Raw genomic sequence first — 13,846 nt, forward strand, 5'->3', positions numbered from 1 at the left:
GTCAGCGCCTGGCCTCGGCGCTCTTCTGCAGATCATCCTGGAAGGGATGCTCACCGCGCGCCGCAAAGCGTCCGAATCGATCCTGCGCCCGCTCCGCCGAGCGTTGCAGATAGCGCTGTGCCGGCGCCTTCACCTTGCCCAGCAGAATCGGCTCGACCGTCGGCGAGCGGAAGGGCTCACCGAGCAGCTCGCACAGCTGCTCCTTCTGCAACTCCAGAATCCTATCGCGCCCGGTCACCTCCGACGTGGTCACGCCACCGTGCAACTGATGGAACGAGCCCTCACCCGCCAGCATGAACAGCTGGGTTCGCGGATGCACGGCCAGAGCGCGATAGATGAACAGATTGAGGGCCCCTCCACCGGGCATGTCGAAGCGTTCGTCTGCATTGCCGACTTCGGCCAGCCTCTGGGCGGAAACGAACAGGCAATTACACTCCATGAATGGCTGGAAGAATCCGTTGGGATTCGCGCCACTCCAGCAGGAAATCTCGAACAGCCGATAACCCTGGTTGCGCCAGTCGATCTTCTCCAGCAGCGCCCGCTCGGCATCCTCGCTGTAACCACGGCTGAGATGGAACTGCTGCTCATCCTCGCCAAGGTGGTAGCCCGGCACTACGACCAAGGCATCCTCATTCATGCGCAGGGCCATCAATGCATAGTGGAGCACTCCGGGAGTCACCATCCGCGCGCCGTCGATCATCAGGCCGATGAAACTTCCCCGCGCCTGCGCAATACCGAAATTGATCGAGGGTGCCGGCGATACGCCCTGTTCATCGCGCAGGTAGTAGCGGAAGTTGCCGGGCAGGCGCGCGATGGCCTCGGCATCCATGTTCCGCTGTGAGCGGTTCTCCACCAGAATCACTTCGTAGTCGTCGGAATCGACGCCCTGCTGGTAGTCCGGTGCCAGGCTGAGCAAGGTATTGAACGCCTGGCGCGGCATGTCGTAGGCGATGACGATGATCGACAGCAGCGGACGCCGCTCATGTAACAGGCTCATACCGCCTGTACCCGGCTCAGCGAATGGTTGAGGAAGCGGAAGATGTGCGGGTGTGCCGAGCCCAGCAGGATCGGCTGCACGCTAGGCGGATTGCGGTTCTCGCCGCGGATCTGCTTGTCCTGCTCGTCAAGCAGCTTGTAGACGCGCTCGCGCTCCTCGCGCAGCGTGCCGGTGGTCACTCCGCCATGGAACTGGTGGAACGAGCCCTCGCTGTAGAGCAGGTAGAACGGCGTATTCGGGTATTCCAGCAGACGCTTGTAGAGGTCCAGGTTGGCATTGCCGCCGCCGAAGTCGTTGTAGCGCGGATTCACCCCGCCCAGCGCCTTCCATTTGCGCATCGACATGCCGATGAAGTTGCTTTCGTAGTTGGCCTGGAAGAAGCCGCCCTGGCACGAGCCACTGAGCACTGCGATGTCGAAGAGGCGGTAACCGTTGCTGGGCCACTCGATGCTCTGCAGCAGCACCTGTTCGGCATCTTCGTTGTAGCCCTCGTTCACCGCGACCTGCTGAAGTTTGTGGCCGATGTGGTAGCCAGGCACGGAGACCGCCGCCTCCGCATCGAGACGGAAAGCGTCCAAGGCATGACGCAGCACACCGGGCGAGAGCATGCGCGCGCCGTCGATCATGATCGCGACGTGACTGCCGCGGGCCTGAGCCGCGCCGAAGTTGATCGCGTGCACCGGCGTACGCTCGGTTTCGTTGCGATGGAAATAGCGCACGTTGCCTGCGTGCCGGGTGGCACGCTCGCGCCCCAGCAGCCGGTCGGAATGGTTCTCGACGACTATGACTTCATAGTCACGCTCGTTCACACCATGCTGGTAGGCAGGGCTGAGCGACTGCAGCGTCTTCTCGGCCTGATCTGGCATCTTGTAGACAATGACCACGACGCTCAGACGCGGCGCGCGACGAAAGATGGGCATGACACAACCCCCGGATCAGTGAGCGATGGCTTTGAGAGCCCGGTACATGGCATCCAGCTCGGGCGCGAGTGCCTCGTCGCCGTGCCGATGATGTTTGAGTTCGGAACTGAAGAAGCGCTCCGTGGCTGGCGGCTGCAGGCCAAAGCCACGCAGCACCTCGTCCAGCTGACGGTGCAGGCTTTCCTCGTCCTGGTCGAAGCACAGCACCGGGAATTTCACCCGTGCGTGCAGTTCGAGCAGACGGGCGTTGTAGGCCTTCCACAGGCCCAGGGCCTGTTCACGCGGCATGCCGCCACGGGCCTGGAGGGAGTCGGCGACCGCCGAAGGGTGGCGGAAGATGCCGACAAAACGCAGCTGCGGGATGAGCTCCAGCCAGCCTTCGACGGCCAGGAGTGCGCGCGGGTCCTTGAACCCCCAGCGTTTCACACCGTCATAACCGTCGATCAGCTCGCGGGCAGCGACGTATTCGGCCTCGGTCCAGATCGGCGCCACGCTGGGCGGATTGTCCCAGGCATGGCCACGGGCGGCGAGCAACGCATCGTGGAACGCGACAATATCGCCGTTCTCGCGGTTGCCCTTCAGATTGTGGGGATTCCAGGTGCTGTGCTTGCCCAGCTCCAGGCCGGACTCCTGCAGGGAGCCAGTGAGGAAGCTGGTGCCGCTGCGGTGCATGCCAACCACCATCAGCACTAGGTCTTCAGCGGGCTGGGGAGCTTTGCGGGAGGAACCGAACAAGACATCAAATAGGCGCATACCAGCTCTTTTTTCTTATGTTTGGGCGATGATCCGCACAGATTGCGCCGCAATCGGCACGCAGGCTTGCTGCGACGCATTGTGTTTAAATACCCCACCCTTTTCAATCCAACAAGAAAGACATGAAGCACAGGGACATCATTCTATTCGGCGTCTACAGCGACCTGCGCACCGAAGTGGCGCGGCGTTTCCTCGGATTCCTCTGGTGGATCCTCGAGCCCGTGATGTACATGGGCGCCTTCTACATTGTCTTCGGCCTGGCCCTGGGCCACAGCCGTCCCGGCTATGTCCCGCTGCTGCTCAGCGGCATGGTCGCCTGGAAATGGTTCGATGGCTCGGTGCGCCAGGCCAGCAACGCCATCCAGGCGAACGCCGGCCTGATCCAGCAGATCCACGTGCCCAAATACGTGTTCGCGCTGATCCCGGTGCTGAGCAACACGTTCAAGTTTCTGATCATCCTCACCCTGCTGATCCTCTCGCTGCTGCTCGCCGGCTACCGCCCATCGGTGGAGTGGCTGGCTCTGCCGGTGCTGATCCTCAACCAGCTGCTGTTCATCATAGGCTTCGGCTTCCTGCTCGCCTCGGTATTGCCCTTCGTGCCGGACCTGCGCCAGGTGGTGGACAACTTCCTGATGCTGATGATGTTCATGTCCGGGGTGTTCTTCAGCATCCACGAGATCCCCGCCTCCATGGCACCACTGCTGAATCTCAATCCGATGACGGTGATGATCACCGCCTTCCGCGACGTGCTGCTGCACAACCAGTGGCCGACCTGGGGCGAACAACTCTACGTGCTGTCGGTCGCTGTCCCGTTCCTGTCCTTGGCGCTGTGGGTCCTGCACCGCAACGAGCGCAAGTACCCCAAGCTTCTGTTCTGAGGTGATGCATGTCCGGTGACCTGATTCTCCAGGCCGAGCACGTCGGCCTGTCCTACCGGCAGCGGGTCGGGATGCTGCGCTACGAATCGTTCTGGGCCCTGCAGGACGTCAGTTTCGAACTCTACGAAGGCGAAACCCTCGGGGTGATCGGCAACAATGGTGCGGGCAAGAGCACGCTGCTGCGCATGATCGCCGGCATAGTCGAACCCGACCGCGGCACCCTGCAGCGCAGCAAACCTCTCAATGCCAGCCTGCTGGCGCTGAACGTCGGCTTCAAGCCCGAGCTGTCCGGGCGCGACAACGTGGTCATCAGCGGCCTGCTGCTGGGCATGAAGCTCGCCGACATCCGCCGGCAGATGGATGACATCCGTGAATTCAGCGACCTGGGTGACTTCTTCGAACGGCCGGTGGGCACCTACTCGACGGGAATGCGCGCCCGCCTGGGCTTCGCCGTGGCGATCCACGCCAACCCGGATATCCTGCTGATCGACGAGGTGCTTGGTGTTGGCGACCAGGCCTTCCGCGAGAAATCCCACGCAGCCATGAAGACCAAGATCAAGGAAGGCAAGACCGTGATTCTGGTTTCGCACAGCATGGAGGCAATCAAGGAGCTCTGCCACCGGGCACTCTGGATCGAACGGGGACGGTCGGTACTCTGCGGCGAGGCTAGTGAAGTCGTGGGCCAATACCATGAGGCCGTCCGGATTGCGGTTCGCGACATGCAGAAGCTTGAACGCGAGCAGTCAGCCAAAAAGCAGGATCTCGAGCCCGTCCAATGAAAGCCGGCGGGCTCAGTGATGCCCGCCGCCGCTCTGCTCGAAGGTCTCGATCAGCGCCACCTGCATCCGCGAATGCACGCGGATGAACCAGCGCCAGAACACCGCGATCACCAAGGCGGCGATCAGCGCCACCACCACCAGCAGTTCGCCCGGCGGCAGGATGCTCGAACTGAGCGCCGCCAGCAGCAGCATCATGCCGCCCAGCGACAGCAGCGGGATCAGCTCGGAAATCACCCGGCGTACGCGGGCCGTATGGCGCCCGGCGCTCTCCGCCTTCACGCCCATCTCCGCCAGCAGCATCGCCAGCGCCTTGAGCTTGCGGTAGGCGGCGATCAGGAACGGCAGTGACAGCAGCAACGCGGCGCCCCAGATCAGCGCCTTGTGCAGCGCCTCGTGCTCGACGAACTGCGCCAGCCACTGCGACAGGCGGTCGGCGAAGAACGCCAGGCCGAAGAAGATCGCGATCACCAGCGTCAGGTTGACCCCGACCTGCAGCAGGATGCGCCGGATCATCCCGGCAAGTATCGCCTTGTCGCCGCGCGGCTTGATACTGCGCAGCCATTCGCCGTACAGGCTGAACACCCGCACCATGGGCGATGGCAGGCTGCGGCCCAGGTACAGCGCCAGCGGGTCGGCCGAACGGATCAGGTAGGGCGTCAGCAGTGTGGTGATAGCCGACACGCCGACCACCACCGGATAAAGGAAGTCGCTGGTCACGCCCAGGCTCATGCCCAGCGCGGCGATGATGAAGGAGAACTCGCCGATCTGCGAAAGGCCCATGCCGACGCGCATCGAGGTGCGCCCGTCGTTGCCGGCGATGAATGCGCCAGCACCGCAGGACACCAGCTTGCCGGCGACCACCACCAGGGTGATTACCAGGATCGGCGCGGCGTAGTCCACCAGCACCTTGGGATCGATGGTCAGGCCGATGGCGACGAAGAAGATCGCGCTGAACATGTCACGCACCGGCTCCATCAGGCGTTCGATCTGGATCAGCTGGCGCGACTCGGCCATGATCGCGCCGATCAGGAAGGCGCCCAGGATCATGCTGTATTCGAGCTTCACCACCAGCAGGCAGAAGCCGAAGCACAGGCCCAGCACCGTCACCAGCAGCATCTCGTTGCTTTCGAATTTCGCCACGTAGGCCAGCAGGCGCGGCACCAGCAGGATGCCGACGACCAGCGCGACGACCATGAACAGGCTGAGCTTGCCGACCGTGGAGAACACCTGGTCGGCCTCCACCGTGCCGCTCACGGCGATGCCGGAGAACAGGGCGATGATGCCGATGCCGAGGATGTCCTCGATGATCAGCACGCCGAAAATCAACTGGGCGAAACGTTCGTTCTTCATCTTCAGGTCGCCCAGGACCTTGATGATGATGGTGGTCGAGGACATCGCCAGGATCGCGCCGAGGAACAGCGAATCCATGGTGCTCCAGTCGAACAGGCGGCCGATCTCGAAGCCGGCCCAGATCATCAGGGTGATTTCCAGGAACGCGGCGATGAACGCCGTGGCGCCGACCTGGAACAGCTTGCGCAGGGAAAACTCCAGCCCCAGGCAGAACATCAGGAAGATCACCCCCAGCTCGGCGAGGGTCTTGATCGTTTCCTCGTCGTGCACCAGGGCGAACGGCGGGGTGTGCGGACCGATGATCACCCCGGCGATGATGTAGCCCAGCACCACCGGCTGCTTGAAGCGGTGGCAGAGGATGGTGACGAAACCGGCGATCAGCATGATCACCGCGAGGTCCTGGATGAAGTCGATGGCATGCATGGTCGGCGGTCCTCGCGGCGGGCTGGTCAGGGGGATCGCGCGGCTGACGGCCTCGCTCAGCGAAGCCTACCATCCGAGTCCTCCGACAGGCGGTTCTGAAAGAATCAGTAACAGACTGATTTGGAAAGGGATTCATCCGCCCCCATATCAGAGGTCCGCCCGATACAGGGCAACAGCACGAAACAAAATCCGGCTGGCCCTCATCGGCACCCACCGGCAACATGACGTGCGTCGTATACCAACCAAGAGAATGACAACCATGAAGCGCTTTCTCAGCCTTGCCATGGCTTTCTGTGTCGCCGTGACGCTCAGCCTCGACGTCAACGCCGCCAAGCGTTTCGGTGGTGGCAAGAGCATGGGCTCGGCGCCAAGCCACCAGACCCGCCAGGCGCAACCCAATGCCGCCCCGAACTCCCCGACCGCTGCCGGCCCGGCCGCAACCGGTGCCGCCGCAGGCGCTGCCGGCGCCGCTGCCAAGAGCGGCGCTTCGCGCTGGCTCGGACCGCTGGCCGGCCTCGCCGCCGGTGGCCTGCTTGCCTCCATGTTCATGGGCGACGGCTTCCAGGGCATGCAGTTCCTCGACATCCTGATCATCGCGCTGATCGCGTTCATCGCCTTCCGCTTCATCGCCTCCCGTCGCCGCCAGCAGCAGGGCAATCAGCCCGCCATGGCCGGTGGACATGCGCCGATGCAGCGCGAAATGCCGGCCGCCCCGCCGTCGATCTTCGGTGGTGCGTCCCGTCCGGTGATGGACAGCCGCCCGGTGATCAACGCGCCGAGCTGGTTCGACGAGACCCGTTTCGTCGCCGCCGCCCGCGAGCACTTCATGTCCCTGCAACAGCACTGGGACGCCAACGAGATGGACAAGATCGCCGAGTTCGTCACCCCGCAGATGCTGCAGTTCCTCAAGCAGGAGCGCGCTGACCTGGGCGAGGGCTACCAGTCCACCTACATCGACAACCTCGACGTGCAGCTCGAGGGCGTGGACGACCAGGCCGAGAAGACCATCGCCACCCTGACCTTCAGCGGCGTGTCGAAGTCCTCGCGCTTCGACCAGGGCGAGCCCTTCAGCGAAAGCTGGCGCATGGAGCGTCCGCAGGGCGAGAACCAGCCCTGGCTGGTGGCGGGCATCCGTCAGAACTGATCCTGCGCGCGACACAGAAAAAGCCCGGCGATTGCCGGGCTTTTTCGTTTCTGCAGCCATCGGGGAATAACAGCACAGCCGTGGCTGCGGGCCCGCCGCTCGTCCGGACGGCACCGGCTCAGTGGTCTTGCGCGAATTGCCGGCTACTACTGTATAAAGCGCGCCATTCGTCGAATTCAAAGAGGCCCCGCCTGTGGAAGATGTGATCGAGAAACTGCGTGAAGCGAACGAGCCGGTTCCGGTACCGCTGGAACTGCCCGACGAAGAACTGCTGGTGGAAATCGAAGAAGCGTTGCTGATCGGCATTCCGTCGGAATTCCGTGAGTTCCTTCTGCTGGTCAGTGACGTCGTCTATGGGCGACTGGAGCCGGTCACCGTGGCCGATCCGCAGTCCCACACTTACCTGCCGGAGGTGGCCGCCGTGGCCTGGGCCAGTGGCCTGCCGCGCGAGCTGATTCCGCTCTGCGCCGATGGTGACGACTACTACGCGGTCGCCGAGGACGGCGAGGTAATCCTCTGGGCCGACGGCGAGCTCACCGAGGAAACCTGGGACTCGGTGTGGACTTGGGCACGCGACGTATGGCTCGATACTTGAGGGGGGGTATCGGAATTTCCTGAAACTTCCATGGTCACACAGGCAACCCAGCGTACCTCCAGCCCTTGCTGCCCGGGCGGGTACGATGCCCCGTGGAGAAACTATGAAGTTGAAAGCCTTGTTCACCTGCCTGTTGCTGCTCGGCCTCGCCGGATGCGCCGACAAGGCCGTGGTGACGCTGCAGGACGGCAGCGAAATCCTGGTGAAGGATCACTCCGACTACGACAAATACAATGACTATTACGAATTCGAACAGCTCAACGGCGAGACGATCCTGATCAAGAAGGACAACGTCCGCTTCATCAAGACCCCGTAAGGGCGCCCTAGCGCGCCCCGAGCCTTCCTCCGCATTCAAGCTCCAGCAGGTTGAGCAGGTACTGGCCGCAGTAGCCCAGGTCCTGTTCGATGGCTTTGCGCGCGCCAGCGCCATCGCCACGCTCCAGCGCCTGCAGGGTGTCTTCGTGAAAATCGTTCAGGCGCAGCGACAGGTCGGCCTCGGTGAACAACCGGTTGAAGAAAGGCCCGACCTGCAGCCACAGCGCCTCGATCATGCGCAGCAGCGTAGGGTTGCCGCAGGCGCGGTAGAGCGTCAGGTGGAACAGGCTATTGGCTTCCAGGTAGCCGTGGACGTCGCGGGCATTCAGCGCAATTTCCATGCGCTCGGTGCAATTGCGCAGCAACGCCATGTCGGCAGGCTTCAGGTGCCTGGCCGCGTCCTCCACCGCCAGCCCCTCCAGGGATTGCCGCACCTGCAGGATCTGCAGGTAGCGCTCACGGGTCATCACCGGCACCCGTAGCGAGCGCTGCGGCTCGCCCTCCAACGCGCCCTCGGCCACCAGCCGTTGCAGGGCGGCGCGAACCGGCATCGGGCTGGTGCCCCACTCATCGGCCAGGTCGCGGATCTTGAGCCGCTCGCCGGGCTGGAAGCGCCCGCTCAGCAGGGCCTGGCGCAGGTTCTGGTACAGCTGTTCCTGAAGGTTGTCGGCCATCGTGATTCACTCCCGGCCGGCCGGCGGCGCCGGCAGTTGGGCGAAGGTCAGGCTGCAGTCATGCTTCATCTTGCTTATCCCTTGTTCTCGATCAGACAGTTGCCGCCATCCACCACCAGCACTTCGCCGGTGATGTAGCTGGCTTCAGGCGAGGCCAGGAAGGCGATGGCGGCCGCCACCTCCTCCGGTCGCCCGGAACGGCCGAGCGGCGTGCGCCGTCCGGCCTGGATTTCTTCCTCGCTGCTGGAGCCGGTGGCGATCCAGCCCGGCGCCACGCTGTTCACCGTCACCCCGTGGCGCGCCACTTCCAGTGCCAGCCCCATGCTCATGCCGAGCATCCCGGCCTTGGCTGCGCTGTAAGCCGACTCGCCCGGATTGCTGGCGCGCACGCCGGTGGTGGAGCTGACATTGACGATGCGCCCGTAAGCGCGTTCCAGCATCCCCGGCAGCAGCGCGCGGGTGAGCAGGAAAGCGCTGGTCAGGTTGCGCGCCAGCGACAGGTTCCAGCTTGCCAGGTCCATGGCCGCCAGTTCGGCGAAGGGTTCCGGGCTGCCCTGCATGGCCATGCCGGCGTTGTTCACCAGCACGTCTACCCTTCCCCATTGCGCCTGCGCCCACTCGGCCAGGGCGCGGACGTCGTCCTCGCAGGTCAGGTCGGCGGGCAGCGCTCGGGCTTCGAAGCCTTCGGCGCACAGCTCCTGCGCCCGCAGCAGGACGCGCTCGCTACTGGCGGTGAGCAGCAGCTTCACGCCGTTGCGGGCCAGCCGGCGGGCACTGGCGAAGCCAATGCCGGACTCGCTGCCAGCGCCGCTGACCAGGGCGACCTGACCGGCCCAGGCGGGCTCATTCGTGACATCGCTCATGGATATCTTCTTTATCTGTGATCACAGAATTCGTTACAGGGCAGATTATCAGGCAGTCGACGCGCTGTATTGACATTTTTGTGATCACAAATGGAAGATGTGCGAAATAACAAACGAGGTGTGCAACATGACCGCCAGCGGAATCGCCCAACCGGCCGTGGATCTCTTCACCGCCCGCGAGCGCCAGCGCTTCCTGGAACAGAATCCCAAGTCCGTCGCCCTTGCCGAGCGTGCGCACAAGTCGCTGTACGCCGGTGTGCCGATGCACTGGATGGCCGACTGGTCCACGCCCTGCCCGCTGTTCGTCGAACGCGCCCAGGGCGCCCGCTTCTACGACGTGGACGGCCATGACTACGTGGACTTCTGCCTGGGCGATACCGGCAGCATGTTCGGCCATTCGCCGGCACCGATCGCCCGCGCGCTCGCCGAGCAAGGCGCACGCGGCCTGACCACCATGCTGCCTGGCGAAGACGCCGTAGTCTGCGGCGAGCTGCTCGCCGCGCGCTTCGGCCTGCCCTACTGGCAGGTGACCGCCACCGCGACCGACTCCAACCGCTATGTGCTGCGCTGGGCCCGCGCGGTGACCAGGCGCAAGACCCTGCTGGTGTTCGACGGCTGCTACCACGGCACCGTCGACGACGTGATGGTGCGCTACCGCGACGGCGAGACCGTGCACCGCTCCGGCCTGGTCGGCCAGGCCTACGACCTGACCCAGCACAGCCGCTCCATTCCCTTCAACGACGTCGAGGCGCTGGAAGCCGCGCTGGCCCAGGGTGACGTCTGCGCCCTGCTGTGCGAGCCGGCGATGACCAACATCGGCATGGTCCTGCCCGACCCGGGCTTCATGCAGAAGTGCCGCGAGCTGACCCGCCAGTACGGTTCGCTGCTGATCATCGACGAAACCCACACCATCTCCACCAACATCGGTGGCTGCACGAAGCTGTGGAACCTCGACCCGGACTTCTTCGTGGTCGGTAAGCCGATCGCCGGCGGCGTGCCCTGCGGCATCTTCGGTTGCAGCGCGGAGATGGCCGAACGCATGGCCGCGTCGCGCCAGAGCGCCCAGGAAGACAGCCATGGCCACGGCCACAGCGGCATGGGCACCACGCTCTCGGCCAACGCCCTGGCCATGCACTGCATGCGCGCCAACCTGGAGCAGGTGATGACCCAGGCGGCCTACGACCACATGCTGCCGCTGGCCAAGCGCCTCGCTGACGGTTTCCGCCGCCTGATCGCCAAGCACGACCTTAAGTGGTCGGTGACCGAGCTGGGCGCGCGCAGCGAGTTCCAGTTCTGCCCCGTCTCGCCGCGCACCGGCGCCGAGGCCGAAGCGGCCTTCCACGACGAGCTGCAGATGGCCCTGCACCTGTACCTGATCAATCGCGGCATCCTGATCACGCCGTTCCACAACATGACCCTGTGCTGCCCGGACACCACCGCCGCCGACGTGGATCGCCTGATCGAGACCCTCGATGCCGGCATCACCGAGCTGCTGGCGATTCCCGGCGCGCGCGAGGCCTGATCGCCTGCCACCTGCAGGAGCGGACGTGGTTCGCTCCTGCCAGAAGAACAACCCGGCGCACCGCGCCACGAGGACCACCATGCAATTCGCCGATCGTCAGGAAGCCGAAGCCTTCCTCGCCGCCCATCCGGACGTGCGCAGCATCGAACTCTTCATCATCGACTCCAACGGCATCCCGCGCGGCAAGCTGCTGCACCGCGACGAGCTGCTGGCGATCTACGACAACGGCCGCCCGCTGCCCAGCTCGATACTCGCGCTGACCGTGCAGGGCGAAGACGTCGAAGGCACCGGGCTGGTCTGGGAAGTGGCCGACGCCGACTGCTGGACCTACCCCCTGCCCGGCAGCCTGACCCTGCAACCCTGGCGCGCCAACCCCACTGGCCAGCTGCAGGTGAGCATGCACCCGACCCAGGGTTTGCCCGCCACGCCTGCCGATCCACGCCAGGCACTGTCCCGCGTGGTCGACCGGCTGAAGGCCGACGGCTTCCACCCGGTGATGGCGGTGGAGCTGGAGTTCTACCTGCTGGACAAGCAGCGCGATGCCAACGGCCGTCCGCAGCCGGCGCTGCAGATGAACGGCATCCGCCCGGAAGCGCCGCAGGTCTACGGCGTCTATGAGCTGGAGCAGCTGCAGCCATTCCTGGACGACCTCTACGCCGCCTGCGAAGTCCAGGGCCTGCCGGTGCGCACGACGATCTCCGAGTACGCTCCGGGCCAGGTCGAGCTGACCCTGGAACATCGTTTCGACGTCATGCAGGCCATCGACGAAGGCGTGCGCTACAAGCGCCTGGTAAAGGGCGTGGCGAACAAGCACGGGCTGCAGGCCTGCTTCATGGCCAAGCCGTTCGGCGACTGCGCCGGCTCCGGCATGCACCTGCATGTCAGCCTGGCCGACGAGCAGGGCAACAACCTCTACGCCAGCGAAGACATTCACGGCACTCCACTGCTGCGCCACTCCATCGGCGGCATGATGGCGCGCCTGCTGGATTCCCTGGCGATCTTCTGCCCCAACGCCAACTCCTTCCGCCGATTCCAGGCCAACAGCTATGCGCCGCTGGCCAAGAGCTGGGGAGTGAACAACCGCACCGTGTCGTTCCGCGTACCTGGCGGTCCGGCGAAAAGCCGGCACATCGAGCACCGCATCTGCGGCGCCGACGCCAACCCGTACCTGGCGGCAGCGGCGATCCTCGCGGCGATCCACGAAGGTATCCGCGAGCAGATCGATCCGGGCGCGCCCATCGTCGGCAACGGCTACGAGCAGGCCACCGAGTTCCTACCCACCGACTGGCTTACCGCACTGCGCGCTCTGGAGGCTTCGACCTGGGCCCGCGAGGCGCTGGGCGAGGAATTCCTCAAGGTGTTCCTGGCGATCAAGTGGGAGGAGTACCGCCAGTTCATGGGCGAAGTCGGCGAGCAGGACTGGCGCTGGTATCTGCATCACGCGTGATTCGTGCGGCAATACGGCGGATAACCGCGAGCGGTTATTCGCCGCCACCCCTCCCACGGTTCGCAGCCCCCACTGACACACGACAGCCTTACGAAAAATTTACCCTGTCAGACTGAAGAATCTGGTCTTTTCTTGGTCTGTAATTGCACGGGGCGCAGACGCGTCTCGTGGTCAAAGCGGCGCCGCCGGTACTGCCTGCCGGCCGCCGTCCTCTCTCAGGCAGGGAGAATCCGTAGACAATGAGCACTCCCGTCGTACTGATCACCGGCGCTGCCGGTGGCCTCGGAAAAGCCATCGCCAAACGTTTCGCCCAAAGCCACTGGCGCATCGCCGCAACCGACGTGGACAAAGCCGGCCTGCATGCGCTCAACGCCCAGGTGCCGCTGGACGCCACCGCCGTAGGCGACCTGCGACGCGCCGACAACTGCCACAGCCTGATGTCCGACATCCTCGCCCGCACGGGCCGCCTCGACGCCCTGGTGAACGCTGCCGGCGTCTGGCGCGAAGGCCCGGTGGAGGACTTCAACGAAGACGACTTCGACCTGGTGATGGGCGTGAACCTCAAGGCCGCGTTCTACATGTGCCAGGCGGCGACGCCTTACCTCAAGGAGAACCGCGGCTGCATCGTCAACATCTCCAGCGACTCCGGCCGTCAGGCCTATCGCGGCTCCGCAGCCTACTGCGCGAGCAAGGCGGCGCTGACCATGCTCACCCGAACCCTGGCACTGGAACTGGCCGAGTCCGGCGTGCGGGTCAACGCCATCTCGCCTGCCGACATCGCCACGCCGATGCTCGACTACCAGGCCGAACGCTATGGCCAGGGTAATCCGGCGGCATACAAACTCGAACTGCTGAAGGACTATCCACAGGGCACGGTGGCGCGCTTCATCCGCCCGGAAGAAGTCGCCGAGCTGGTCTGGTACCTGTGCAAGCCGGAATCCGAAGCCATCACCGGCGCAGACCTGGCAATCGACTTCGGCCTCTCCGCCGGGCGCTGAGCCGGCAGGCGAATGGACGGGCGGCCTTGGGTCGCCCATTTTCATTTCGGGCGTTGATCGGACGACGGAAATACCATTGGTAAATGGCCCACTAGTGCCTGGCGCCAATCGGCGGTATAGAAAAAACTGTGTCGCCTGCCGCACTTTGGTTGTCCAGAGTTAGGCCCTTTCCTTTTCCCAAGACAATT

Annotated in this window: 14 protein-coding genes; 8 read left to right on the top strand and 6 right to left on the bottom strand. The window is 64.4% G+C overall.

Translation table 11 applies throughout. The annotated features are described in order from the left end of the window. Position 1: 1 nt before the first annotated feature. Genes IB274_RS24675 through IB274_RS24685 form a run of 3 tightly spaced genes read right to left on the bottom strand, consistent with a single transcriptional unit; the run spans position 2 to position 2,670 of the window. Positions 2-997, bottom strand: a complete 996-nt coding sequence (locus IB274_RS24675) for a glycosyltransferase (RefSeq protein ID WP_192435474.1) — start codon at positions 995-997, stop codon at positions 2-4. After that, positions 994-1,917: a glycosyltransferase gene (locus tag IB274_RS24680; protein ID WP_192435475.1), complete on the bottom strand. Its 924-nt coding sequence runs from the start codon at positions 1,915-1,917 to the stop codon at positions 994-996. The genes IB274_RS24675 and IB274_RS24680 overlap by 4 nt, the downstream gene beginning before the upstream one ends. A gap of 15 nt (positions 1,918-1,932) precedes the next feature. Continuing rightward, the gene (locus IB274_RS24685) at positions 1,933-2,670 is read right to left on the bottom strand and encodes a sulfotransferase (protein WP_225615011.1); all 738 of its coding nucleotides are present in this window, start codon (positions 2,668-2,670) and stop codon (positions 1,933-1,935) included. A gap of 122 nt (positions 2,671-2,792) precedes the next feature. Here IB274_RS24685 and IB274_RS24690 point away from each other — a divergent pair, with 122 nt between their 5' ends. Beyond that, on the top strand, positions 2,793-3,548 hold the full coding sequence (locus tag IB274_RS24690) for an ABC transporter permease (RefSeq protein ID WP_192435476.1): 756 nt from the start codon (positions 2,793-2,795) through the stop codon (positions 3,546-3,548). An 8-nt stretch (positions 3,549-3,556) separates the two neighbouring features. Beyond that, positions 3,557-4,327 carry an ABC transporter ATP-binding protein gene (locus tag IB274_RS24695; RefSeq protein ID WP_192435477.1) on the top strand — a complete coding sequence of 257 codons (771 nt, stop codon included), beginning with the start codon at positions 3,557-3,559 and terminating at the stop codon, positions 4,325-4,327. A 12-nt stretch (positions 4,328-4,339) separates the two neighbouring features. Here the strand turns inward: IB274_RS24695 and IB274_RS24700 are convergent, their stop codons facing one another. Continuing rightward, a complete protein-coding gene (locus IB274_RS24700) occupies positions 4,340-6,100 on the bottom strand; it encodes a cation:proton antiporter (protein ID WP_192435478.1) in 1,761 nt (586 codons plus the stop codon). 259 nt (positions 6,101-6,359) lie between these two features. On the opposite strand from IB274_RS24700, the gene IB274_RS24705 reads away from it, so the two are divergent. From IB274_RS24705 to IB274_RS24715, 3 genes are all read left to right on the top strand, one after another. Then, entirely contained in the window at positions 6,360-7,244 is an 885-nt protein-coding gene (locus IB274_RS24705) for a Tim44 domain-containing protein (RefSeq protein ID WP_138213587.1), read from the top strand. 193 nt (positions 7,245-7,437) lie between these two features. Next, entirely contained in the window at positions 7,438-7,839 is a 402-nt protein-coding gene (locus IB274_RS24710; protein WP_017521499.1) for an SMI1/KNR4 family protein, read from the top strand. Between the two features lie 103 nt (positions 7,840-7,942). Continuing rightward, the gene (locus IB274_RS24715) at positions 7,943-8,155 is read left to right on the top strand and encodes a YgdI/YgdR family lipoprotein (RefSeq protein ID WP_017521498.1); all 213 of its coding nucleotides are present in this window, start codon (positions 7,943-7,945) and stop codon (positions 8,153-8,155) included. 7 nt (positions 8,156-8,162) lie between these two features. Here IB274_RS24715 and IB274_RS24720 read toward each other — a convergent pair whose 3' ends face one another. Then, positions 8,163-8,828 (bottom strand): GntR family transcriptional regulator, encoded by a 666-nt coding sequence (locus IB274_RS24720; protein ID WP_192435479.1) that lies wholly within the window; start codon positions 8,826-8,828, stop codon positions 8,163-8,165. Positions 8,829-8,902: 74 nt separating this feature from the next. Next, positions 8,903-9,691 carry an SDR family NAD(P)-dependent oxidoreductase gene (locus IB274_RS24725; protein ID WP_192435480.1) on the bottom strand — a complete coding sequence of 263 codons (789 nt, stop codon included), beginning with the start codon at positions 9,689-9,691 and terminating at the stop codon, positions 8,903-8,905. A gap of 127 nt (positions 9,692-9,818) precedes the next feature. Between IB274_RS24725 and IB274_RS24730 the strand changes: the two genes are divergently transcribed. From IB274_RS24730 to IB274_RS24740, 3 genes are all read left to right on the top strand, one after another. Next, positions 9,819-11,213 carry an aspartate aminotransferase family protein gene (locus IB274_RS24730; protein WP_192435481.1) on the top strand — a complete coding sequence of 465 codons (1,395 nt, stop codon included), beginning with the start codon at positions 9,819-9,821 and terminating at the stop codon, positions 11,211-11,213. A gap of 79 nt (positions 11,214-11,292) precedes the next feature. Then, positions 11,293-12,660, top strand: coding sequence for a glutamine synthetase family protein (locus tag IB274_RS24735; protein ID WP_192435482.1), 1,368 nt, complete (start codon positions 11,293-11,295; stop codon positions 12,658-12,660). Between the two features lie 239 nt (positions 12,661-12,899). Beyond that, entirely contained in the window at positions 12,900-13,658 is a 759-nt protein-coding gene (locus IB274_RS24740; protein WP_192435483.1) for an SDR family NAD(P)-dependent oxidoreductase, read from the top strand. Positions 13,659-13,846 lie beyond the last annotated feature (188 nt).

The sequence above is a fragment of the Pseudomonas sp. PDM18 genome (assembly GCF_014852585.1).
Lineage (GTDB): Bacteria > Pseudomonadota > Gammaproteobacteria > Pseudomonadales > Pseudomonadaceae > Pseudomonas.